The following is a 25,159-nucleotide window of genomic DNA, read 5'->3' on the forward strand; positions in this document are numbered from 1 at the left end:
ATCTCTGATATCGGCCTTATTTTATTTTTTGCTTTACTGGTTCATCGACATTAAAAATTCGGCATTCGTCTTCGTCTTCGACAGCTTCTCTATCAATAACTGCATAGCCTCGTCGCTATTAAGCTCGTTCAGCGCCTTCCTCATGAGCCATATGCGCTTCAGCTCATCGGGATGGAGCAGCAGCTCTTCCTTCCTGGTGTTCGACCGCTTTATATCGATCGCGGGATATATCCTCTTCTGGAAGAGGTTCCTGTCCATCTGGAGTTCCATATTGCCGGTGCCCTTGAACTCTTCGAATATGACATCGTCCATCCTGGAGCCGGTATCGATGAGGGCCGTCGCTATTATCGTGAGACTTCCCCCCTCCTCGATATTACGCGCGGCGCCGAAGAACCTCTTCGGCTTCTGCAGAGCGTTCGAATCGACGCCTCCGGATAGTATCTTGCCCGAATGCGGCACGACCGAATTGTATGCGCGCGCGAGCCGCGTAATCGAGTCAAGCAGTATCACAACGTCTTTCTTGGACTCGACCAGCCTCTTCGCCTTCTCGAGCACTATCTCCGCCACCTGTATGTGCCTCTCCGCCGGCTCATCGAACGTGGAGCTTATCACCTCGCCCTTCACCGAGCGCTGCATATCCGTGACCTCTTCCGGGCGCTCGTCTATCAGAAGCACTATCAGCACGACTTCGGGATAATTTGTAGTTATGGAATTCGCGAACTTCTGCAGGAGCACCGTCTTGCCGCTGTACGGAGGCGCGACTATCAGGCCCCTCTGCCCCTTTCCGACCGGCGCGAGGAGATCCATTATCCTCATCGATATCTCCTTGGGACTACTCTCCAGTATGAAGCGCTTATTCGGATAGAGCGGGGTAAGATTATCGAAGAGCGTCTTGTCCTTGGTCTCATCCGGATTTCCTAAATTAACCGCCTCCACCTTGAGCAGCGCGAAGTATCTCTCGCCCTCCTTCGGCGGGCGGATCTGGCCGCTGACCGTATCGCCGGTACGCAGGTTAAAACGGCGTATCTGGGACGGGGATACGTATATGTCGTCGGGCCCGGGGAGATAATTATAATCGGGACTCCTCATGAATCCAAATCCGTCCGGAAGTATCTCCAGCACGCCCTCGCCGAATATAAGGCCCTCCTTTTCGGTCTTGGCCTGCAGGATCTTGAATATGAGATCCTGCTTCTTCAGTCCGCTCATGCCGTTGACATTGAGGTCCTTCGCAAGCTTCGTCAATTCGGCGATGCTCATCGCCTTGAGCTCGGCTATCTCCATACGATTTCCTCCCATACTTTTCTTACCTGGCTTCTCGTCAGGCTTCTCGTCCTGTCGTTCCGCACGACGAAGTCCGCCATTTTCAGTTTTCTCTTCATTGATATCTGGCTCCTTATCCTCTTTAACACTTCTTCCCTCTTTATGTGAAACTTTTTTAAGCATCTCTCGATCTGCCTTTTTTTAGAACTTTTAACAACGACCAGTTTATCGACTATATTTAAAAGACGCGCCTCGATCAAAAGCGGCGCATCTATAACCACGACGGCGTTTTTACCGGCCGCCTTAATTTTCGCCTTTATCACCCGTATGACTTCGGGGTGCACTATTCTGTTCAATTTCTTGACCGACCGTTTACTGCTGAACGCCAGAGCGGCAAGCTTCTTCCTGTCGATCTCGCGGCCGGGCGCGAGTATACCGGAGCCGAAAGCGCCGATTATCTTTTTATATGCAGGCTTACCCTTCTTAATAACTCCATGAGCGATCGTATCGGCGTCTATGACGCTGGCTCCGAGGGACTTAAATATCGAGGCCACAAACGTCTTACCCGTGCCAAAAGATCCCGTCAGCCCTATTACCGTCACTCTATCGCCTCCGGATCTTATTATAGAGCCCTATATAATCCTTCGCCGAGACTTTCCATGAGAAGTCGAGCTCCATGACCTTCTTAACGAACTCTCTCCATGCGCTCCTGTGCTGGTGAAGGCTAAGCGCCTTCTTTATTGCCGCAAGAAGCGCCTCCGGCTTATATTCTTCGAAGGTGAATCCGGTGCCTTCCTTAGTATCAAGCGCGTATTCGCGTATGCTGTCCTTTAGTCCCCCTGTCCGGCGCGCGACGGGGATGGTGCCGTATTTGTAACTTATCATCTGGCTCAAGCCGCACGGCTCATATCTGGACGGGATTAAAAATATATCACAGGCCGCGTAAATCTTCTCCGCGAGGATAGCGTCAAACTTTAAATTTATCGATGTATTCTTCTGGTGCGCCTTCGCCATCTTTTCCAGGAGCACGTGGTATTTATGATCTCCTACGCCCAATAAAACGAACTGCACCTTCATACTCAAAATATCATTAATTATCTTCGCGAGTATATCCATGCCCTTCTGGTCTGCCAGGCGCGATATGATACCTATCATCGGAATATCGCAGTCGACCTTCAATCCCAGATCCTTCTGCAGGGCCTCTTTATTGATATACTTGTCGTCGAGGTTCTCTATCGAATAATTCTTCACCAGTTCGGTATTGGTAGCCGGATTCCAGATATCGTAATCTATGCCGTTCAGGATACCGTAAAGAACATCCTTCCTGGTCTGTAGTACCCCTTCTAAGCCGCAGCCGTATTCTTTCGTCAATATCTCCCTGGCATATGTCGGGCTCACGGTGCTTACCGCGTCGGCATAGACGATACCGGCCTTCATCAAATTGATCTGTCCGTAAAATTCGAAATAGTGTATGTGAAACAATGCCCAATCCAGCCCCATCTTCGGGAAATCATCTTTATGGAAGAGGCCCTGATAGGCTATATTATGGATCGTAAATAGCGTGCGGGTATTCGCGAAGAACGGGTCGTATTTATAGATGGTATTGAGGTATACCGGAATAAGCGCCGTATGCCAGTCATTGCAATGTATTATATCGGGCCTGAAGCCTTCCTTTATGCACCTCTCCAGGACCTGTCTCGAGAAGAACGCGAAGCGGTCGAGGTTATCGGCGTAATCTCCGAACTTATCGCCGTAGAGCTCTTTTCTGTTGAAATAATCATCGTTCTCGACCAGATAGACCTTCACGTTTTTGCCTATCGTCGTCTCGCTGTCAGCGGTTTTAACGGAGCGGTATTTCGGCATTATGACGCGCACATCCACGCCGAGGGCTTCGAGCGCTATAGGCAGGCTCCCTGCGACATCCGCCAGTCCGCCTGTCTTGGCGAACGGCACAACCTCGCTCGACGCGAATAGTACTTTCAATTTTTCCAATTCAGATCTCCCCTGGCGGCAACTAAGAGCCGTATTTCTCCTGCTCCAGCCAATTTTTGCCGACCTCTATATGCGCCTCGACCGGCACTTTCAATTTTATGACATTCTCCATGCCGTCTTTCACGATCCGGTAGCTCTCTTCCAATTCCTTCTTCGGGACGTCGAAGACGAGCTCATCATGGACCTGCAGCGTCATCTTTGTCCCCAATCCCTTCCTGGCAAGTTTTTCGTTTATGGCTATCATCGCGACCTTTATCACATCGGCCGCGGATCCCTGGATCGGCGCATTTATGGCGGTCCTCTCCGCGAACTGCCTCATCCTCATATCGGGGCTGTTTATTTCCGGGATATAACGCCGGCGCCCCAGAATGGTTGTAACGTAACCTTTCTCCCTGGCCTCGACCATCAGCGACTCCATATATTGTTTAACGTCGGGATATCTCTCGAAGTAAGCGTCGATAAACTCCTTGGCCTTACTCACGTCTATATTCAAGCTCTGAGATAGCCCGTACGGGCTCATCCCGTAGATTATGCCGAAGTTGACGGTCTTGGCCATGCCGCGCATCTCAGCCGTAACATCTTTTTCATCCACATTAAAGACCAGGCTCGCCGTGAACGAATGGATGTCTAGGCCTTCCCTGAACGCCTTCGTGAGGTGTTTGTCGCCGGACATATGCGCCAGTATCCTGAGTTCGATCTGCGAATAGTCCGCCGAAAGGAGCAGCCTTTCTTTCCCTGAGGGAATGAAAGCTCTTCGTATCTTTCGCCCCTCCTCGGTCCTTATCGGGATATTCTGCAGATTCGGCCCGCTCGATGAAAGCCTGCCCGTCGCGGTGACCGCCTGATTAAACGAAGTATGTATCTTGTGCGTCTTCGGATTCAGAAGATCCGGAAGAGAATCCACATATGTGGATTTAAGCTTAGAAAGCTCCCTGTATTCCAAAAGCGTCTGTGGCAATTTATGTAAGGAGGCGAGTTTCGTAAGGACCTCTTCGTCGGTGGAGTTCCCTGTCTTGGTCCTTCTGATCACCGGAAGCTTGAGCTTTTCGAACAGTATCTCCGAAAGCTGTTTCGGCGAGTTGATATTGAACTCCGCGCCCGCCATCTCATATATATTCTTCGTAAGCCTGGCCAGTTTCTTTTCCATCTCGGATGAGAGGTCGGCAAGATATTCTTTATCTATGGAAACGCCCGTTATCTCCATCGAGGCCAGGACCTCTATAAGTGGCATCTCCACCTTGTAGAAGAGGTCGTCCAGGCCCTTATCGGAGATCTCTTTCTCCAATATTTTGGCCAGGCGCAGCGTCACATCGCTGTCTTCACAGCAGTACGCGCATACTCTGCCGACATCGACAAGATCCATTGTGATCGCTTTTTTGCCTTTACCTATCAGCTCTTCTATAGGCGTAGTCATCTTATGGTTCAGATATTCGATCGAGATCTCTTCCAGATTATGGTTCGGCTTCGAAGGATTAAGGAGGTACGAAGCCACCATGGTATCAAAGAACTCACCGGCAAGTTTTATGCCATAGTTAGCCAAAATTATATATTCATATTTGATATTCTGGCCGATCTTCCTGACGGACGCGTCTTCAAAGATGGTTTTGAGCTCACCGAGAACGGTATCGCAATCAAAGTACTTATTAACTGGCACATAACAAGCACGCCCCACTTTCCATGAAAAAGAGACTCCGACAAGAGAAGCCAGCATCGGATCTTCGGATGTCGTCTCAAAATCGAATGCGAATTCATCCAGATCCCTTAGTTCTTCTACGAGTTTTTTGAATTTCTTGTCATCATCGATCAGTTCGTATACGGATTTAAGTGCTTTCTTGGGAGTGAATTCCTTTATGAGCGACTTAAATTCCAGTTCCTTGAAGAGCTCCAAAAGCTTTTCCTGATCGGGCTCTTTAAGAACAAGTGCTTTAAAGTCGATATCTATCGGCACATTCGTATCGACTACGGCAAGCTCTCTGCTCAAGACAGCGATCTTCTCATTTTCACGCAGCGTCTTTTTTCTTGCTTCGCCTTTAACCTTATCGACATTCTTCAAGAGATTATCGAGGCTCCCGAATTCACTGATGAGTTCTATGGCGGTCTTTTCACCGATACCCTGAACACCGGGTATATTGTCCGAGGTATCACCCATCAACGCCATTATGTCAGGCATCATATCAGGGGTAACGCCGTACCTCTCCTTTACCTTGCCCGCATCATAGATCAGGCCGTCTTTATTCGTGTTATAGACTTTTATATGGTTATTGACAAGCTGAAGGGCATCTTTATCGCCGGTGGCGATAAAGGTCTCGATATCGTTCTCTTCTGCCTTCTTCGCTATAGTTGCCAGGACATCGTCAGCCTCATAGCCTTCCAACTGGTATATAGGTATATTGTAGGCTGAGACCACTTTCTTGATATAAGGCATCTGTCCCACAAGCTCATCGGGCATGGGTTTACGGTGTATCTTATACTCCTCATATCTCTTATGCCTGAAAGTCGGACCCTTCATATCGAAAGCCACCGCCAGCATATCAGGCGCGTTATCTTTGATTATCTTGCCCAGCATGGTCACGAAGCCATATACGGCATTGGTCGGCTGGCCCCTGGAATTGGAAAGCGACCGTATGGCATAAAAAGCCCTATAGCAGAATGAATTTCCATCGATCAGAAAGAGTCTCTTTTTGGACATTACACGGCAAGCCTTATGAGGTATGTTTACAGAGGGATGCTTTCAACATTTATAATAGATTCTATTTTTTAGGGATTTAATCTCTCGGAAATCAATGCGAAAGAGGACGTCAGAACCACTAAACCTATATTAATTATACGGATATATGCGGTTTTGTCAACAAAAATTATGCTTATTACCTTATTTCAATGTTTCGCGTCACTGCCGTCAATGCGGCCCGTGTATTCATTCGAGGCATAGCCCTGCCCATGGCCGCCCCGATACGGACTGCCGTAAACAGCAGGACTGGCTGGATTTTTCAGATGCTGCCTGTTCAGCAATAGTACCGCTATAACAAGAAATATTAACGCCAACAATATTTGACTTATAAACACTACCGGCTTCTTCATTTATATGCCCCTTTCTTTCCTGAACCCTGACTTATCCACATTGTAGCTGACGTTTAAACGTCAGCTACAATCATGGTATCCAGTAATATATCCTTGAGCGAACTCTCGAGCTTTTTATGTACCAGATCCTTAAACAGCCTATGCCGCAAGCCGCCTGTACTGGCGTGCTTGCTGTGCGCCACCCAACAGCGGACGGAATCGCGGATCTCCTTCTCATTCATTTCGCCGTTTTCAAAGAGATGAGTAAATTTCCCGAGCCTTTTTCTGAAGCGCCTGACATTATCAGATGTAAGGCGCCTATAATCCTTATATATCCTGAACCCTAAGAACTTGATCCCTTTCTCGGTATTGTAAATCTGGGATTTTCCTTCATGCATCTGAAGCGCTAATCTCTCCTTTAAAAAATCCCTTATCTTACCTTTAACTTCAATAAGCGCTTTCTTATCATTGCCAAAGATCAAAAAATCATCCATATATCTTATGTAATGGCGAACCCTTAATTGAAACTTGACAAAATAATCCAACTCATTTAAGTAAAGGTTTGCGAGGAACTGGCTAGTCAGGTTGCCTATAGGCAAACCTTTTACCATAGCTTCTGTGTTACCCCCCCCCCCCGGCATTTTCCGCTATCTGCCTCGCTGAATCGATTATCCCATTGATAAGCCGCAGTAGAGGCTCATCCGTAATTCTTTTGGCGAGCATACTTTTAAGTATACCGCGGTCAATCGAAGGGAAAAATTTCTTCACATCCGCGTGAAGACAGAACCTGTTCGACTTTAAAAACCTCTGGGCTCTGTCCAGGGCCTTATGCGACCCCTTATCCTTCCTGCAGGCGTATGAATCGTAAATAAAAGTCCTGTCAATGAACGGCTCGATAACGTCATGCACGGCATGATGGACTACCCTGTCCCTGAAAGGCGCGGCGGCGATCTTGCGCTCCTTCGGGTCGTATACGTTAAAGACACGGTACTTCCCGTGCCTGTAAGTCTTATCCGTCAATTCCCTGTGCAGTTTCTCGATCTCCTCTTCAAGAAGGAAGTTAAAATCCGCTACCGAGTCCCTGTATCGCCGGGACCTCGCCGCCATATAGGCGGAACGATAGAGATTTTCTTTGGAAACTATCTGGGAATACAGGCCGGTTAATTTCTTCATATCCCTTTACTTCATTATAGTTATGGAACAAGAGAAGTCTTGGCACAGCGAATGCCGTTATTGTTGTTGCGATTAGCATTCGTGTTCGCCGCGTTGTTACGGTCCGATACACGAGCGTTGGAACTGTCGTTGTTCCAATTGCCGCCGCGGTAGCCTACAGCGCACAACAGCACTTACGGCGCCGCACCTGGATAATGCGTATTAGCGCCTTACAGAAATATATTTAAATATCTCCATAAGGCGCCGTGGTTAATTTTTTCTTTTGTCATAAAAAACAAAGAAGGAAGGCGAGCGCCTGGACTTCCCCTTTCCATATTCCGCTCCTGATATCCGTAAACATCAGGATTCTGGGCCTATACAATTCAAAGAGCGGACGATTTTAACCAGCCGCCGACCATCTTCCCTACCTCTATGGACGATTGGCAGAAAAAATCATAAGCATGTATATTGACGTATTTCATATCTTTGGCTATACGCATCATAAAACGTAAGGCATCTAACTTTAAATTTACTTTTATCAATATCTCTCTTTTATTTTTTGAATAAACAGCTTCGATCAACATCTCCAGTATATCCAGAAGGATCGTTTCGATCCTGTCCGCCAGTAAAAACCTCTGGTCCTTCGGAAAGTTCGCGATCTTGGGCAGCATCCAGAGGATCAACCGGTAATGCTTCTCGACTACGGGAGTTATTTTCTTCATTCAAACCTCAAAAAGGGATGTGTCCCCTTTTCAAAAATTCAAAAACCCAAAGAGCTACAAACTAAGGGGAAGTCCTGGCACAGCGAATGCCGACATAGTAGTAGCGACCAGCATCCGTGTACGCCGCGTAGATACGGTCCGATACACGAGCGTAGGAACTGCCGGTGCTCCAACCGCCGCCGCGGTAGCCTGAGCCGGTCGCGTTAGTTCCCGGCCAGTCGGTATTAGTTGTGCTTAAACTGCCGTCGCCGTGACTTCCGATAAATAACCTGCCGGTACTATTGCCTACGGTAACCGGCCTCTCCCATAAATTCCCTGAAAGCTCCATTATTCCGTAATAGGAACCGCCGGAGGCATATCGGCTTGAGGAACTGGTCGCGGCAAATCCTGAGCGCATAGGACCTGATACAGTACCGTTGTAGGAGCAATTAGCGTTGTTAGTAGCAGTTTCATTATTCGCGCCGGGATTTGTGGGCCCGGTAGGACCAGCGGTGGGAGCGGTTGGCCCCCAGGCGTATTCATTGGCTATCGGGTTCATCAGCCCTATAGACGCCTTTTCAAACTCAAGCTCTGTAAATGGCCGGAGTCCCGCCCAATCAGCATAAGCACATAAGTCGGGCCAGCTTACGTAGTTACAGGCTATCCATTCGCCGTCAGTGGATTCGTTCGGTGTGCCATTATTGTTGTAATCACAGTAAAACGTTATTGGGGTAGTGGCTGGAATAGCGGCATCACATCGTATTCCACTACGATAATTAGAAGCGGAAGCGATATTAGCGGCAACACTGGTATTTGCCATAACATATATATTGGTTACGGATGTTGTGCCCGAAGCCAGGGTTGTCCCGTTACCAGCCCTTTGGTTCTGCTGGGCACGGTTTAATGTATTCAGAAAATCCCGGTATTGGCCCTGGTTAACTTCATATTTCATCATGTAGAAACCGTTATAACCTTTGGGGAAAGCGGCAGGTATTGGGCCAGCCTGATCGCCGCCATAAGTATTTGAATTCGGATAATAGAGATTCCCGGTTGCTGTGCCCACAATAATAGAGTCTTCAGAGGATATCTTGTAAGGGCTGGTGGTGTTGGGATAGCTATAGAAAGCGTTTGTCTCAGTACCGCCTGAACCTACATAGAACGAACCCGTCGGCACATAGACCATTTCTATCGCCATAACTTTAACCGAGATAGAAGCCGAAGGAGAGACTCCATCTGTGGCGTAATCCCAGTATACGACTTGGTTGGTCCCGGGCCTGCAGAAAGCGCCTTTTTGATCGGCGCTTATTCCGGTACCGCTTTGGGCGTTATAGCTACTTACTGTCCCCCCTGAAATTAATGTGGCATGGCTCCAGGCTGTATCGGTACCGGCATTCGCGGCGTCGAAGTACTTCACGAATACCCAGGCCCGGTCGAAGAAAGTCTGGCCGTTATTGTCTACGGAAGTGAAAGAATTGTCCCAGACAACGTCGAACTTTACGCCTATCGTACCGTTCGGCTGGCCTGCGGCTTTATATAAGGAGACATTACTTACGATTATATTATTAGCGTAAGCCTGGGAGGTGAATATTGAATAATGGAAAGCGGAGAGTGCTACTAATAAGAAGAGGACGCGAAACTTAGAGAGAGAGAGAGAGAGAGAGGAAAGGCTACGGGCAAAACGTTTCAACATATTTCCTCCTGTTTTTTAAAAATGGGACACATCCCTTTTTCTAAAGAAAACACGAAAATCCAACTTACCTGATTATACTTCTCTCCCCCGTCTCGCGTCAACTGTTTAATAAAATTGGTATGGGGTCAGGTCTCCACTCTACACTTTTACCAGATTATTAATTTTATCATGCCTGCTTTAATAGCCTGCGTATTTCATCGTGATTACCATATGCGATGAATTCTATAAGGCCCTTCTGTTTTTTAATCAAAATACGCCTATTTGAGGCGGCATCTATCTCGAAATAATCATCCTTACCCGCCATCTTTCTTACTCGTAAATCGGCAAATATCATATCCTTGTTGTAATAATTGAATAGCTCGCGGATCTTTTCATCGATCCTGGATTTTTCAGAATGAGGAAGCTTCTTGTATACACGTTCAAAAGAAGGCTTGATAATAATCTTCATGCATTTATGATGCCTTATGAAGATGTCTTATAGCCGCATCAGCGCTGTCAAACGCCTTTCCTTTCGCGGAGGCAAGCTTTTCGATTTTCTTCCATTCCTGCGGTGTATAAGGGTTATCCTCTTTGATTGTTGTGGTCACTCTTAATAACATAAAACCACCTGAAGCCGCTTTAAAGGCTATTTCGGATCCTTCTTTAAGGCCGAGCAAAGCCCTCACGGCTCTTGGAATGGTAGTCTGACCTTTTGAGGTAATATGCGACATGTAATATCTGCCCTTATTAAGTGTTTTCATTTTCGCGCCGCTCCTTTCGTATTCATTATTCCTTACTTTCTTACTTCCTTACAATACAAATATACCACATTTCGCCGGTTTGTCAATAGGAATCAGGTTCTAACCCTTTTTAATGTGCTCCGAAAGGTAGTTACCCGTAAGATCATCAATGGCTTGCGTCAATTCCTGTATCCTCAGCTCCTTTTCGAAACGTAGCCTCATATCTACAGGCGGAGATGTCATGATCTCATACTGCAATCTTTTGCGCTCGAAGTATGCCCTTCTCAGGTCATCGAGAATATCATTCCTTAATTGAGTCGTAAGGCGCGAACGGACGTCTATATTGGTCTGGTCATCGGACCAGATCAGGTTCGCCAGGTCCCATGACACCGAAATATCGAAACCTTCATTGATATCATCCGGGCCCACTACCACGCGATCCCTGTCCGGGACGGTTGCGGCCGCGACTATGTTATAATTGTTGGATGTGCTGTTATCAAATCCCACGCTGACCTTCGGCGCCAACGCCCTCATCCGCGCGGCAGTACGCCACTCCTTTATCTTATCGGGGTGGACTTCATTAAACCTCATCGCAGCTTCCTGCAGCTCTTTAAAAGAAGGCTCGCCGTCAAATATCACCTTCATCGTCTTCAAGTTCTTCTCCACGTCCATATACTGGTTCTCTGTGAAATTTCCTATCTCTAATTTATAAAGGCCTTTGTCTGTGCCGGCCCAAAGCGTCTTCTCTTCCGCCTCTCCAAATACGATTTTCTTCACGTTCAGGGCTTTGTCCATGCCTTTGTATAGTTCGCTCCATTTGTTCTCATTCGCGGCGAACTCAAAGACTCCTTTAGTCGTCGCACAATACATTTTATCAGAGCTCTCCGAAACGAGAAGACAGTTTACGGTCCCGCGCAATCCCGTAGCGCAAAGGTATTTCCAGCTCTTAGCATTATCTTCCGAACATAATATACGTCTGGTGGATGCCGCATAGATCTTCGATCCTTTAAACGCAATGCAATTTATACCCGGATCGGCAGCCTTCTCCGGTTCTGCGGAATCGGATGCCTCCTCCGGAGTATCACCGATATCCGACGCGTTAATATAGACAAATACCCTCTGCCAATCATAGGAATGGTCTCCGGTTGAATATAATCCGTCGTCGGCTCCGGCATATATATGTCCGCCATTAAGCGCAATACATTTAACCCGATGGTTCTTCAGTATACCGCTTGAGTCGCGCCACCTGGCGCCGCCGTCGTCGCTTATAAACAGCCCCCGCTCGGTGCCGATCATTACCTTATCGGCATTACGGCCAGGAATATCAATGACGAGAACGCTCGACTTCTCCGGTATTATCGTCTTGAATACATTTCGCCAGGTCTTGCCAAGATCTTGAGATTTGAAAAGCCCGCGCCTGGTCCCGACAAATAAATTGCCGGAGTTACCGCTTATGCAGGCTATCTCATTATCGCTCGACGGAATAAAGAATATGGATTCCCATCTCGCCTTTGGCCCGTTTGAAGCATAAAGCTCGGTCCTGGTGGCCAAATATATCTTCCGGCCATCCACAAAGACGGACCTGGTATCGATATTGCGTATCGAGCCGTCCTTTGACGTCCACAGTTCCTGAGGATAAATGGTTAACGCGCCCAGCAGCACAAAAGCCAGTACAAAAATAATGCTCTTAATTGACATAAAAAATCCTCCATATTTTCAGGAGGAGATCATACCACAATATTGACTTTTTGTCAACTTAAATTTGATTTTTAATTAAATTAATAGAGCAGGCTTTTATTGAACGTGCTTGTTGACGAGTTCCAGTAGACCTTCCATGCTCACCGGCTTTATAATATAATCCGCCGCTCCCAGCTTTCCGGCATCGAACGCGTATTCTATATCGCTCTGCGCCGTGATTATTATAACGGGGATCGTAGATGTCCTGGAATCGGCCTTTAACCGTAAAAGAGCCTCGAAACCGTTGACTTTCGGCATAACGAGGTCCAGCAGTATGACTTTGGGCAGATCTTTTTTTGCCTTTTCCACCCCGTCATGGCCGTTATACGCTCCGATGACGTTATATCCATAAGCCTCAAGCCGCATCTTCACCGCATCGACAAAACCAACCTCGTCATCTATCACAAGTATGGTTTTTTGCGCCATAAGCTTCACTCCCCTTCTTTTAATGAGAGTATATCACATAATATATCTAAGAACAGGCCGAATATATAAATTTTTTATCCACCAGCCTGAGCTTTCCCTCTTTCAGATCCGCCAGGTTTACCCTGCCTATCCTTATGCGTAAAAGATCCAGCACCTTATACCCGAGAGCCTCAAAGAGCCTGCGCAGATGGCGCTTCTTCCCTTCGCATATGATCACGGTCAGTTGCGTCTTGTTCGGCCATCTTTTACTTATCGAAGCGGATTTCACTTTAAGGATCTCTCCGTAATCTTCAACTCCTCTTATCAGCTTCTTGATTATGGACTCTTCGGCATCGCCCTCTATAGTCACGATATATTCTTTTTCGATCTCAAACTTCGGATGAGTAAAACGGTGGCAAAGATCCCCGTCATTCGTAAGTATTATCAGCCCCCGCGAATTTTTATCGAGCCTTCCTACGGGATAAACGCGCCCGAACCGCTTCGGGATCAAATCAGTTATCTTCTCCTCCGCGAATTTGTCCTCACAGGTCGCCGTTACGCCCCTCGGCTTATTGAATAGGATATAGACCTGCTTTTCGGCGTTTAATAATTTGCCGCACGCCTTGACCGCGTCGTCATCCGATACTTCGAACCACGGTTCAAGCACGGGTTTGCCGTTTACGGTGACTTTACCGTCTTTGATAAGGAGCGCGGCATTCCTCCTGGAACAATAGCCACATCGAGCTATGTAGAGATTCAGCTTCATGAAAATATTACTCCCGCTATAAGTACGATTAAGGTCTTAAAGCTGAGCGCGGCTATCACAAGGCATGTCTTAGGTAAGCCGAGTATCGGGAGAAGGAATAACCCGGTTACGAGCGCGCCAATACACGAACCGAACAGGTCCCGGCCGTAATTTATGCCCGCCACATGTCCCCTCTCTTCCTCATTATTCAGGCAGAGCGCTCCGGCGATCGGAAATATAAAACCTCCCAGGAATCCGGAAAGCAGAGGTAGCATCAAGAATATGACATTGGACCCGAGCCAGCTCACAAACTCGCCGTGTGCGCATGAAAGGTAGCTGAGCACCGACAATAACAGGAGCGGATACAGCGAAAGGATACTTAAAAGAGTTATAAGCGCGTACTTATTCCTGGATTGATCTAGGCGCGACAAAACTCTTAGGCCGGACAGGCCTCCGAGGGCTATGCCCGCCATGAAGGCAGTCAGTATAATACCCAGTTTATAGAATATGAAACCGTAGATCATCTGGAACGAAAGCAGTATGATGATCTGGAAAGACATCTGGCTGAAACCGTTGACCGACACGGAAAGCATCGTCACGACCTTGCAGATCTTCTTTTTCTTCACAAGTATAAAACCCGCCGCAAGGATCGCTATCAGGACCAGTATCACTGCCGACCAGACCACTCTTTCATTGACGGTCTTCAGCGTCTTGGCCAGCGAGGAGTCTTTAAAGCGGGCGGCCCACGCCGTTATTCTGTAATAATACGATGAGGGCCTGAAATCACGGTTTATCCGTATGTTCCGGTCATCCTTGACTATCTTATCCGTATAGGAAATAAGCTCATTGGACATCCTCGAAACGAGGTAATATTCACGTACATACTTCAGTTTCAATCCCCTGGCCTTGGCCCTATCCATCAGGATATTGTAATCATAAGTGAGCACACCCTTTTTCGGCGATGCCAGGAAATACGCCGTTTCGCCGGGAATAACTTTGATATCCGGAAAGACCTTCTCCAATGTCGCGTATATCGACCTTAGGAAATCGGCAAGCTCAGGGCCTATATAACTCTCCGAGGCGCTCAGCCCGAACGACAGGACTCCTCCGTCATTCATTATATTTCTGACCTCGTTATAAAATTCCAGCGTATAAAACCTGTTCATCTGCGCCGTATACGGATCACCGAGGTTAATTATGACGCAATCATATTTTTCAGAGGTCCTCTTGATATAGCGCCTTCCGTCTTCGAATATAACGGACACCCCGGGATTTAAGAACTGCGCGCGATTCTCCGCGCTCAGATGTTCTTCGGCCATCTTCAGTATGAGCGGGTCGAGCTCGACATAATCTATCTTTTCGACCGGATGCCTGGCTATTTCGTCCAGGAGCCCACCCGCGCCTCCGCCTATCAGGAGCACCTTCTTTGGGGCCGGGTGCTCCAGGAGAGCAAAATGAGCGGCCTCTTCCGCTGTGGGCCTGTCCGGAACCGCATACAGATAAAGGCCGTTATCGAAGAAAGAGAATTGGTTTCCCTTTTTCGTCACGGCGACATTGCCGTAAATAGAATTTTTTGATGCCAGGAGTTCGCTCCCCCGCCATTCCACCTTCAGGAAATATTCGTCCAGGGCCTTCCACCCGCTGAAGAGCCATAAGATGATATATAAGGAGAATACCATTACCGCAAGGAACGGTATTATTCTGTTGGATTTTTCTTCTTTGCGCGACCTGGATAGCGTAACAGCCGAAATCAACATTAGCGAGCCCAGCGCGCCCATTATCTGCATCGAGTTCAAATACCGGATCAGGATAAAACTGGTGATGACGCCTCCTATCATCGCGCCGACGGCTTCCATGATATATACTTCGCCTATCCTGGACGCTCCGAGGCTGGGCTCGGGCCTATGGACACGCGATGCCAGCGAGAACATGAAGCCGAGGATCGTGCAGATAGGCAGCAGAATTATCAGGCTGGCGCAAGCTATCGGGAAGATAGGGACTATCTCTCCGGGGTTGACCCCGAGAGCCAATCTGACGGATCGGACCGCCATTACAGACAGAGGAAACAGTATGCTTACGGCGACCTGACACGCGATGAAGACCGACATCCTGTTCTTTAGCCTATCCGCAAAATGCGCTCCCAGGAAAGCGCTCCCTATCGCGCCCCCTATGAGCCAGCTCGCGAGAATGAAGGCCAGAGAAAGCTCATTTCCGCAGAATACTATAAGAAGCTCGCGGATAAGCACTATCTGCGAGGCCATGGCGGTAAAACCGATGAGGGCTATCGAAAAGACGATGGGTTTTTTCATAGCGCTTTAATTCCCGCCCGGATAAGGCCGAGGCCGAATAATATTAAAATGGCTGAACAGGATATCCTGAATATGCTATTGGCTGTTTTTGAACGGAATATCTTGCGGGCAAAGCCCTTAAAGATACCGGTGAGGCTCGCGATAACTATGATTCCGGCAAGAAAAGTGCCGAGGCCGAAAGAGAACGCGTATGACGCGCCCTCAAACGCGCTCCTCGATATGAGCGCGATCTCGAACAGCAGAGCAGTCAAGGGCCCGCAAGGGCTTATTCCCACTAAAAATCCGAGGGCGAGAAGACTCCCTGAATTGTATACCTTACCGCTGTATTCATTACACGCGCACAATTTAGTTTCTTTATACATAAATACAAATATTCCCAAAAGGATGCTTATCACGCCGCTGGCTAGATTAAAATACGGCGTAAGGTCCGTTTCGATGAAGCGCCTTAAATAGAAACCCGATAGACCGGCTATCGCCCCCAGTATAATATACGCAAAAAGCCTGCCGGACAGGAAGACCGTTATATCGGCGGCAGTCTCTCCCCATCCTTTCTGCCGGGCTGTTATATATGTTATCATGACAGGCATGCAGACCAGAAGGCATGGCCCGTAACTTGCGAAGCTGAAACCTATCCAGAAGACCTGAAGATGCGTGATTAAATTATCGGGCACTTATCTCTTCCATATCCCTTCGAGGTTATAACCGCAATAATTACACTTTCCATCTTTGATGCCGTCCGTCCACACCTGATAACCCAGCCTCTTTATGACGAGTTTTCCGCAAGAAGGGCAGTATGTATTTTCATGCTCGTTGCCGGGGACGTTGCCGATGTAAACATATTTCAGCCCCTCTTCCTTGGCTATCCGGTACGCCTCTTCCAGCTTCTCCACCGGTGTGGGCGGAAGATTCTGTAATTTAAACGACGGCATGAACCTGCTGAAATGAAGCGGCACGCTCGAGCCCAGATTATCTTTTATCCACCGGCACATCGCCCTGATCTCTTTCGGGTCATCGTTCTGGCCGGGTATTATAAGGTTTGTGATCTCGAGCCACACCCCCTCATTCCTGATCGTCTTTAACGTCTCAAGCACCGGAGCCAATTCTGCCATAGCGCCCATCCTGCGATAAAAATCGGGATTAAACCCTTTCAGGTCGATATTGACGGCATCCATATACTTCAGAAGCTCTTTAAGCGGTTCCTGATTTATATAACCGCAGGAATGCATTCCATTCTTAAGCCCCCTGGCACGGGCAAGCTTGGCGATATCGAGCATGTACTCATAGAAGACGGTGGGTTCCGTGTAAGTGTAGACGATGAGCGGCGAACGCGACTTAATAGCCTCATCCACCACTTTCTCGGGAGGAAGATCGTATGCGGTAACCTCATCGGGTTTTGATTGGGATATCTGCCAGTTCTGGCAGAACAAGCATCTCATATTGCATCCGGCAACCGCCAGTGAAAAAGCGCTCTCTCCCGGCAGGACATGAAAGAAAGGCTTCTTCTCGATCGGATCGACATGCACCGCCACGGGATTGCCGTATCCCAGAGTGTAAAGCGTCCCATCCTTATTTACGCGTACGGTGCAGAAGCCCCTCTGCCCTACGTCGAGAACGCATCTGCGCGGGCATAAGGCACATTGGACTATTTTATCCTTAACCTTGTTCCAGTAACTTGCGATGTGAGGTGCGTGACTTGAAAGTTCCTGGGCGGCATACGAAATATTTACTGCGGGAATTACGACTAAAGATACGATGAGCGCAACCGGTATCACTCTTCTCATGATCGATCTCTCCGACAGGTTATTTTATATCGAGCAGCTCGAGCTGAATGGACTGGACGCCCTGCCAGTCATTGATGGACGGCACATAAGCTAAATCCGCTTTCTGGCCCGCCTCGGGCATATCGAACTTGTCCTTATTGAAGGTGATGGCTTCGCAGGTGATCTGTCCGTCGGTCACCCAGATCTTAAAACCCTTCTTTCCTATGGGGCGGGGGCCGTCCTTTATGGTGAGCTTACGGGAGACCAGCACCGGACGGGGGTTCTCTTCTCCGAATGGGGCGAGAGAGTCTATCTCTTTTATAACGCCCTCGTTCAAGCTGCTGAGCGGGAGATCCATATCCACATCGAGTTTTTCGCTGAATATGGATTCATCGGCGTCCTTTGCCGCCTCGGCATTTATCTTCTCCCTGAAACCGTCGATATTCTCTTTATCTATCGTTATCCCGCAAGCCCCCTCGTGCCCGCCGAAGCCCGCCAGGTAATCCTTGCACCTCAATAGGTATTCGAAGAGATGAAAATGCTCTATACTGCGGCCCGAACCCTTCCCGAGTTTTCCGTCGAGCGATATCACAATGGCCGGGCGATAAAAGAGGTCCGATATGCGCGAAGCCACTATCCCGATTACGCCGGGATGCCAATTTTCGCCCGCGAGGACTATTATGCGGTGGTCCTTAAAATTAACTTCCCTTTCGACTTTCGCGAGGGCCTCTTCAAGTATTTTCGCTTCTATCTTCCGGCGGTTCCTGTTCTCCGTCTCCAGCACCTTAGCAAGCTTTACGGCTTCTTCAGCATTATCGCTAAGCAGGAGATCGAGCGCCTTCTGGGGCGAGCCTATGCGGCCCATGGCATTGATCCTGGGGCCGAGCACAAATCCGATATGCCCGCTGGAGATATCCTTCGTGCCGAGCCCCGCGACATCCATCAGGGCCTTCAGGCCCGTGCGGCTGCGTGTGGTCAACTCGACCAGGCCATGTTTAGTGAGCGTCCTGTTCTCGCCCAGGAGCTGGGCAATATCCGCTACGGTGCCAAGCGCCACCAGGTCGAGAAAGTCCTCGGCGAAATGCGGTGTCCCCTCATACAGAGCTTTTACTAATTTATACGCGATACCTACACCGGCCAGGTGCTTGAACGGATATTTGCAATCACTCTGAAGGGCGTTTATGACGGCCAGGGCCGCGGGCACACGGTCTTCCAATATCTCATGGTGGTCCGTGATTATAACGTCTATATCCAGCATCTTGGCATGATCTACCTCTTTAAATGAGGTTATACCGCAATCAACGGTGATTATGAGCGTTACGCCGTTATTATGCGCTCTTTTTATAGCCGCGTTATTTAACCCATACCCCTCCTCAACGCGATTCGGGATATATGTATCGATTATAGCGCCGAGATTCTTAAGTGCTGAATAGACTATAGCGACGCTCGTCATTCCGTCCACGTCGTAATCGCCATAGACGAGGATCTTCTCTTTTTTTGAGATCGCCTTCTTTATGCGCAATACCGCCTTGTCCATATCTTTGAAAAGGAACGGGTCATGGCAGGACGCGAGCGATGAATTCATAAACTCTGAGGCGCTCTCTATATCATCTATGCCCCGGTTTACCAGTAACTGCGCTGTGACTTTCGATATATTGAGGTGCTCTGAAAGGCTATTTTGCAGCGAGGGATGGTGATCTTTTATCCGCCATGTTTTTCGCATAAACTATTTTGCTTTAGGCTCTATATGCACCAGCACATCCGTAGTTTCCGGGATATTTTTCTTAAGGGCCGCTTCTACGGCGTAACAGACTTTATGGGCATCTTCGATCTTCATGGCCGCTTCGACCTCCACGTGCAGATCTATGCAAATGTCATCCGGCCGTCCGCGCGTCCTTATCTTATGACAAGCCTTGACGCCTTTTACGGCCATCACTATCGACACTATCTTCTCGGAATCCGCTATCGCTACCGTATCGCATAATATCTTGGAAGCATCTTTAATTATCTCGAATACCGCGTATCCGATAAATATCGCAATGACAAATGTCGCTATAGGGTCGATTATCGGGAAGCCCAACTTTATGCCTATCAATGCCACTATAACCGCTAGCGACGTATAGATGTCGGCCCTGGTATGCATTGAATCCGCGACAAGCATATCGCTGCGCAGCTCTTTGCCCTGTTTATATTCATATTTCACTACCAGGGTATTTACCGCGATCGTGACAATCATCACTATAAAGCTTATCAGGTTCACCTGCGGCACTAATGGATGGAAGAAGCGTACGAAGCTCTCCCTTATCAGACTAAAGCATACCAGCATGAGAAGCGCTGCTATGCCCAGAGAGAAGAACGTCTCGTATTTTTTGTGGCCGTAAGGATGGTCTTCATCCACAGGCCTGGCGGACAAGGCTATGCCTATAAGGCCTATTATATTAGAGGTACCGTCGGACAGAGAATGGAAGCCGTCGGCCGTCATACTCTGACAGCGCGTCAGAAAGCCGATCAGCATCTTCGCCACCGCCACTGCCCAGTTCAATATCAGTACTATTATCAGGACCCAGCGGATGCGATTGAAATTATTTTTACCGATTCGTTCTGTTTTTCCCATGAAGAGTAACCTTTACTTCTTTTTTAATATCCTGACATGATGCCATGATATTACCATGGGGCTAGCGATGTAAACGGTCGAATAGACTCCCGTAAGGAAGCCGACGAATATGCAGAACGAGAAGTTGTTCAGCACTTCGCCGCCGAAAACAAGGAGCGCCACCACCGCGAGCATCGTAACGCCGGTAGTGAGCACGGTCCTGCCCAGCATCTGGTTAACACTTAAGTTTACAATGTCGCTAAAGGTTCCTTTTTTGACAATACGCAAGTTCTCCCTTATCCTGTCATAGATAACGACGGTGTCGTTGATGGAATATCCGGCAATGGTAAGGAGCGCCGCAACTATGGTAAGGTCAAATTGTCTGTGCGTAAATGCCATGGCGCCTATCGCGACAAATACGTCATGTATAAGCGCTATTACGCCAGCTATTCCGTATTTTAGATCAAACCTGAACATAACATAGATCGCTATGCCGGCAAGCCCCAGGCAAAGACTTATCAGTGCGTTCTGTCTTAAGTTCCTGCCAACAGCCGGACCGACACTTTCAACCTTCAACACCTGAAAGGCGTTATCCTTCAGCTCCTCCTTGAACGCATTGTTCATCTTCGTCGAAATATTCTCCTGTGTCCTTATTATGACCTCCCGCGGATTACCAAATTGCTGTATGGACGCGTCTCCGTGTCCTATGCCTTTCAATACACGCCTGACATCATCCATCTTCACCGGTTTATCGAACATCAACTGCTCCAACGTCCCGCCCGAGAAGTCTACACCATAATTTTTATCGCCGCGCATCGCAAAGAGCACGATACCGCCTATGATAAATACTGCCGAAAAGATATAGCATATCCTTCTCTTGCCGATAAAGTCTATCTTGGTCTCGGGAAAGAGCTGTAAAAATTTGAGTTTCATCAGATTGAACTGGTCGCACATCACTTCGAATATGACCCGCGTGCACGTCACTGCTGTAAAGAGGTTTGCTATGAGGCCTATTGTAAGCGTAACGGCGAAACCTCTTATTGGGCCGGTTCCAAACTTGAATATGAGAGCCGCCGCGACTATAGTCGTTAAGTTAGAGTCAACGATCGCGGAGAGCGCCCTGTGGTAGCCGGAGGCTATCGCGGCACGAAGAGTTTTGCCGAGCTTCAATTCCTCACGTATACGTTCATACACAAGGACGTTAGCGTCAACGGACATACCTATGGTCAATATCAAGCCCGCGATGCCGGGGAGTGTCAATGTCCCTTTAAATAGCGAAAGCGCCGCCAGTATGATAAGCACGTTCAATACCAGCGCCATATCGGCAACCACTCCCGCCAGGCGATAGTAGAATATCATAAAACCCACAACAAGCAGAGTGCCGATGATCGCCGCCTTCATACCGCTCTTTACAGAGTCCGCTCCAAGCAGCGGCCCGACAGTCCTCTCCTCTTCCACCACTACAGGCGCCGGCAGAGCGCCGGCCCTCAGGATAACGGAAAGGTCGTTGGCTTCGTTCACGGAGAAATTGCCGCTGATCTGGGCCTGGCCCGAAGGGATCGCTTCGCGTATAACAGGAGCCGATACCACCTTACCATCGAGAACTATCGCCAGCCTCTTCCCCACATTCGTTGCTGTCACATTCGCGAAGAGCTCCGCGCCCTTCGAGTTCAATGTGATCGATACGTAAGGCTCGCCAAAACCTCTCGAGCTGAATTCGGTCTTCGCGTTCACCAGAAGATCACCTGTAAGGCTGGCGTCTTTTGCAATAAGAAGGGGCTCTCTTCCGGCGCGCTCTCCTTCCAGATACTTGAGCTCATACCCTTCAACGGATTCTTTCGCGATAGCCTTCTTAAGGTCCTCGACATTGTCCGAGACTATCTTAAATTCAAGGTGCGCGGTCTTACCTATGATCTCAAGCGCACGCTCCCTGTCGGTGACTCCGGGGAGCTGAACTATGAGATTATCTTTACCCGATCTCTGGATCGCCATCTCTCCCACACCGAACTGGTCTACCCTGTTCCGTATGATCTCCATGGCCCTGTCGATCGCGTCTTTTCTTGTTTCAAGAGGAAGCTTTGAAGTGTCGACCTTAAGCAGGACATGCATACCACCCTGTAAGTCAAGGCCGAGGTTTATTTTACCTTTTTGAATTAGCTGGCCGTCTTTATCCTTTATCGCAAAGGGAGGCCATATAAGATATATACATGCCGCGGTGATCGCTATTATTCCCAGCAGTTTCCACTGAAGACCTCTATTCATCACTATCCTCCTGTATAAGTATAATGTTTTATTCCGAAGCTTTGCGCTTTATGGAAGCGACACTCGTTTTCTGGACCTCTACTTTTACATTGTCGTCCACTTTCAAGGTAATGGTGGACTCCTTTACATTGGCTATTATGCCATGAATGCCACCGGACGTTATTATCTCATCATTCTTCTTCAGGCTCGCTATCATCTTCCTATGATCGTCCTGCGCCTTTTTCTGCGGGCGGATCAGAAGAAAGTAGAACACGACAAATATTAGAATGATCGCTATCAACTGCGATTGTACCGGATTCATCTATGCGCTCTCCTTGTTTATTCAGCCATATTGTAGGCTAAGTGCCGATATCTCTGATATCGGCCTTGTTATATTTAGCTGCAAACTCATCCTTAAAAGAGGCAAAGCGGTCTTCCGCTATAGCCTTACGGGATAATTCTATTAGTTTAACATAGAAATGCGTATTATGCAATGAAACAAGCCTTAAACCCAGGAGCTCTTCCGTGTTAAAAAGGTGCCTGATATAGGATCGCGTATGGGTCCTGCATGTAAAACAATCGCAAGCCTCATCTATGGGACTGAAATCTTCCTTGTATTCGGCGTTTCTTAATTGAATATCCCCGTTAAAAGTGAATGCCTGGCCGTTGCGGCCATTGCGCGTAGGGACAACGCAGTCGAACATGTCCGAGCCCAGCGCTATGGCTTCCAATATATCCTGCGGCATGCCCACGCCCATAAGATAGCGCGGCTTACCTTCCGGCAATAAAGCCGCAGTATATCCGGCGATCTCGCGTATAAGATCCTTCGACTCGCCTACGCTCACTCCTCCTATGGCATAGCCATCAAAGCCAATCTTAAGCAGTTCTTCGGCTGCCCTCTTGCGAAGATCCAGGTAAGTGCCGCCCTGTACTATCCCGAACAGGAGTTGCCTACCCTTGGCGGGCAATTTATCGAGATGCTCTTTTGAGCGGCGCGCCCATCTCGTGGTGAGCCCAAGCGATTGCTCCACGTAATCCTTTGCGGCCGGATAATGCACACACTCGTCGAATACCATCATTATATCGCTTCCGAGCGTCTGCTGGATGTCTATCACTTTTTCAGGAGTGAGAATATGCCTCGAACCGTCTATGTGAGATGAGAATTCGGCTCCGTCATCGCTCAATTTACGCAGTTTCGCCAGGCTGAATACCTGATATCCGCCGCTATCGGTGAGAATGGGCCGGTCCCAACCCATGAATTTATGAAGGCTTCCCGCTTTCCTTATTATGTCCAGACCGGGTCTGAGATAAAGGTGATAGGCATTACCGAGGATTATCTCGGCGCCGATATCTTTCAGTTCGTCATTGGAGAGCGTCTTGACGGTGCCCTGTGTTCCGACCGGCATGAATACGGGCGTATAGATCTCACCATGCGCCGTTGTGAGCAGTCCCAGCCTCGCCCCACAACTCTTGTCCTTATGTAAAAGCTTAAACACTATATTCCCTTTCTCATAATATTAAAGTGGCATCGCCGTAGCTGAAGAAGCGATATTTTTCCTCTATGGCCTTCCGGTAAGCCTCCATTATAAACTCTTTACCGGAAAAAGCTGAAGCTAAAATTAAAAGGGTTGAACACGGCAGATGAAAGTTAGTTATCAGATGATCGACCACTTTAAACTTATAACCAGGATAGATGAAGAGATCTGTGTGGCCTGAGCATGCTTTAAGGCTGTCCCTGCAGTGTTCGAGCACACGGTTCGTCGTGGTCCCGACAGCAAATACCGCCCCACCATTCTCTTTTGTCCGGCGCACAGCATCAGCGGTTTCCTGAGACAGCTCGAAATATTCTTCATGCATCTTATGGCCTTCTATATCCTCACACTTTATGGGCCGGAAGGTGCCGTAATTGGTATGGAGCGTAACAAAGACTATCTTCACGCCCTTAGCCCTTATTCTTTCCAGAATATTATCGGTAAAATGCAGCCCCGCGGTAGGGCTAGCTGTAGCGCCCTCCTTCACGCCATATACAGTCTGGTAGTCGTTCTTATCCCGGAGCTCATCTCTTCGAGATATATACGGCGGCAGCGGAACGTGCCCTACCTCATTCAGAATATGATCGAGAGGCCTGCTGAACTTCACAAATCTCCCGATATTGCCTCTCCCCATAACCTCAACTTCGTCGCCCGATTCAAGGACGATCTTCTCGCCCTCCTTAACCCTCAAGGACGGCCTAAGGAGCACCTCAGATATCGGATCTTTTTTCTCAAGCAAAAAAATCTCAACTTTGCCGCCAGTCTTGCGCTTGGCGAAGAGCCGCGCAGGGATAACCTTCGTATTATTCAGGACCAGACAATCGCCTTTCTTAAAATATTCGACTATATCAGCGAACGTCCTCTGCACGATAGTCCGAGCCGACCGGTCCAGCACCATAAGACGGCACTTATCCCTCTCACCCGCGGGATATTGCGCGATCAATTCGCGCGGCAGTTCATAGTCAAATTCGGTCAGCTTCATTCTTTCCTCAAAATCTCTCGTTACAGTTAAGGTGTATTCGAATCATAGTCTATACCTGACCCGAAGTTATGGTTCGCACTGAAAATATTTCCCCGAACCTTAACTGCAGGGCCGGCCTTTTGTTCAGCAGAAAAAGGGGAGCCTGCGGAACTCGGCCACCATAGGCGGCCTCAAATCCGCCTACGGTATTACTACTGCGTATTCCGCTTACAGTATCTATTATGACTAACTCCTCTTATCTATTGCGGACATCCTCGGCTCTTTTTAACCCTTTTTCCGCTTCT

The 25,159-nt window shown here is 48.4% G+C and carries 23 protein-coding genes; all 23 read right to left on the reverse strand.

The window, feature by feature from the left end:
- Positions 1–33: 33 nt before the first annotated feature.
- The 23 genes from rho to queA all read right to left on the reverse strand — a co-directional run bounded on the left by rho (position 34) and on the right by queA (position 24,875).
- A complete protein-coding gene (gene rho / locus NTY76_00880; protein MCX5677650.1) occupies positions 34–1,281 on the reverse strand; it encodes a transcription termination factor Rho in 1,248 nt (415 codons plus the stop codon).
- Positions 1,272–1,862 carry a dephospho-CoA kinase gene (coaE, locus tag NTY76_00885; protein ID MCX5677651.1) on the reverse strand — a complete coding sequence of 197 codons (591 nt, stop codon included), beginning with the start codon at positions 1,860–1,862 and terminating at the stop codon, positions 1,272–1,274. The genes rho and coaE overlap by 10 nt, the downstream gene beginning before the upstream one ends.
- Before the next feature lies 1 nt (position 1,863).
- Positions 1,864–3,243, reverse strand: a complete 1,380-nt coding sequence (gene glgA / locus NTY76_00890) for a glycogen synthase GlgA (GenBank protein ID MCX5677652.1) — start codon at positions 3,241–3,243, stop codon at positions 1,864–1,866.
- A 31-nt stretch (positions 3,244–3,274) separates the two neighbouring features.
- Complete coding sequence (gene polA, locus NTY76_00895) at positions 3,275–5,941, reverse strand: DNA polymerase I (protein ID MCX5677653.1); 2,667 nt, start codon at positions 5,939–5,941, stop codon at positions 3,275–3,277.
- Between the two features lie 185 nt (positions 5,942–6,126).
- The gene (locus tag NTY76_00900; protein ID MCX5677654.1) at positions 6,127–6,330 is read right to left on the reverse strand and encodes a hypothetical protein; all 204 of its coding nucleotides are present in this window, start codon (positions 6,328–6,330) and stop codon (positions 6,127–6,129) included.
- Positions 6,331–6,383: 53 nt separating this feature from the next.
- Complete coding sequence (locus NTY76_00905) at positions 6,384–6,920, reverse strand: RNA-directed DNA polymerase (GenBank protein ID MCX5677655.1); 537 nt, start codon at positions 6,918–6,920, stop codon at positions 6,384–6,386.
- Positions 6,921–6,930: 10 nt separating this feature from the next.
- Entirely contained in the window at positions 6,931–7,482 is a 552-nt protein-coding gene (locus NTY76_00910) for a reverse transcriptase domain-containing protein (GenBank protein MCX5677656.1), read from the reverse strand.
- Positions 7,483–7,844: 362 nt separating this feature from the next.
- Complete coding sequence (gene avd, locus NTY76_00915; GenBank protein ID MCX5677657.1) at positions 7,845–8,183, reverse strand: diversity-generating retroelement protein Avd; 339 nt, start codon at positions 8,181–8,183, stop codon at positions 7,845–7,847.
- A gap of 61 nt (positions 8,184–8,244) precedes the next feature.
- Positions 8,245–9,852 (reverse strand): SUMF1/EgtB/PvdO family nonheme iron enzyme, encoded by a 1,608-nt coding sequence (locus tag NTY76_00920; protein ID MCX5677658.1) that lies wholly within the window; start codon positions 9,850–9,852, stop codon positions 8,245–8,247.
- A 166-nt stretch (positions 9,853–10,018) separates the two neighbouring features.
- The gene (locus NTY76_00925; GenBank protein ID MCX5677659.1) at positions 10,019–10,300 is read right to left on the reverse strand and encodes a hypothetical protein; all 282 of its coding nucleotides are present in this window, start codon (positions 10,298–10,300) and stop codon (positions 10,019–10,021) included.
- A gap of 4 nt (positions 10,301–10,304) precedes the next feature.
- Positions 10,305–10,592 carry an AbrB/MazE/SpoVT family DNA-binding domain-containing protein gene (locus NTY76_00930; GenBank protein ID MCX5677660.1) on the reverse strand — a complete coding sequence of 96 codons (288 nt, stop codon included), beginning with the start codon at positions 10,590–10,592 and terminating at the stop codon, positions 10,305–10,307.
- 99 nt (positions 10,593–10,691) lie between these two features.
- The gene (locus NTY76_00935) at positions 10,692–12,269 is read right to left on the reverse strand and encodes a hypothetical protein (protein ID MCX5677661.1); all 1,578 of its coding nucleotides are present in this window, start codon (positions 12,267–12,269) and stop codon (positions 10,692–10,694) included.
- Between the two features lie 96 nt (positions 12,270–12,365).
- Positions 12,366–12,734 carry a response regulator gene (locus tag NTY76_00940; protein MCX5677662.1) on the reverse strand — a complete coding sequence of 123 codons (369 nt, stop codon included), beginning with the start codon at positions 12,732–12,734 and terminating at the stop codon, positions 12,366–12,368.
- Between the two features lie 46 nt (positions 12,735–12,780).
- The gene (locus tag NTY76_00945; GenBank protein MCX5677663.1) at positions 12,781–13,479 is read right to left on the reverse strand and encodes a pseudouridine synthase; all 699 of its coding nucleotides are present in this window, start codon (positions 13,477–13,479) and stop codon (positions 12,781–12,783) included.
- Positions 13,476–15,767 (reverse strand): hypothetical protein, encoded by a 2,292-nt coding sequence (locus tag NTY76_00950; protein MCX5677664.1) that lies wholly within the window; start codon positions 15,765–15,767, stop codon positions 13,476–13,478. Before NTY76_00950 ends, NTY76_00945 begins: the two co-directional genes overlap by 4 nt.
- On the reverse strand, positions 15,764–16,438 hold the full coding sequence (locus NTY76_00955; GenBank protein ID MCX5677665.1) for a sulfite exporter TauE/SafE family protein: 675 nt from the start codon (positions 16,436–16,438) through the stop codon (positions 15,764–15,766). The genes NTY76_00950 and NTY76_00955 overlap by 4 nt, the downstream gene beginning before the upstream one ends.
- Positions 16,439–17,548, reverse strand: a complete 1,110-nt coding sequence (gene amrS / locus NTY76_00960) for an AmmeMemoRadiSam system radical SAM enzyme (GenBank protein ID MCX5677666.1) — start codon at positions 17,546–17,548, stop codon at positions 16,439–16,441.
- Positions 17,549–17,567: 19 nt separating this feature from the next.
- On the reverse strand, positions 17,568–19,250 hold the full coding sequence (gene recJ / locus NTY76_00965) for a single-stranded-DNA-specific exonuclease RecJ (protein ID MCX5677667.1): 1,683 nt from the start codon (positions 19,248–19,250) through the stop codon (positions 17,568–17,570).
- Positions 19,251–19,253: 3 nt separating this feature from the next.
- Positions 19,254–20,141: a cation diffusion facilitator family transporter gene (locus NTY76_00970; protein MCX5677668.1), complete on the reverse strand. Its 888-nt coding sequence runs from the start codon at positions 20,139–20,141 to the stop codon at positions 19,254–19,256.
- A gap of 12 nt (positions 20,142–20,153) precedes the next feature.
- Positions 20,154–22,382 carry a protein translocase subunit SecD gene (gene secD / locus NTY76_00975; GenBank protein ID MCX5677669.1) on the reverse strand — a complete coding sequence of 743 codons (2,229 nt, stop codon included), beginning with the start codon at positions 22,380–22,382 and terminating at the stop codon, positions 20,154–20,156.
- A gap of 28 nt (positions 22,383–22,410) precedes the next feature.
- Entirely contained in the window at positions 22,411–22,683 is a 273-nt protein-coding gene (gene yajC / locus NTY76_00980; protein ID MCX5677670.1) for a preprotein translocase subunit YajC, read from the reverse strand.
- 37 nt (positions 22,684–22,720) lie between these two features.
- Complete coding sequence (gene tgt / locus NTY76_00985) at positions 22,721–23,860, reverse strand: tRNA guanosine(34) transglycosylase Tgt (GenBank protein ID MCX5677671.1); 1,140 nt, start codon at positions 23,858–23,860, stop codon at positions 22,721–22,723.
- 10 nt (positions 23,861–23,870) lie between these two features.
- Positions 23,871–24,875 (reverse strand): tRNA preQ1(34) S-adenosylmethionine ribosyltransferase-isomerase QueA, encoded by a 1,005-nt coding sequence (queA, locus tag NTY76_00990; protein MCX5677672.1) that lies wholly within the window; start codon positions 24,873–24,875, stop codon positions 23,871–23,873.
- Between the last annotated feature and the right edge of the window lie 284 nt (positions 24,876–25,159).

The sequence above is a fragment of the Candidatus Omnitrophota bacterium genome (assembly GCA_026387175.1).
Taxonomy (GTDB): domain Bacteria; phylum Omnitrophota; class Gorgyraeia; order 2-01-FULL-45-10; family 2-01-FULL-45-10; genus CAIMPC01.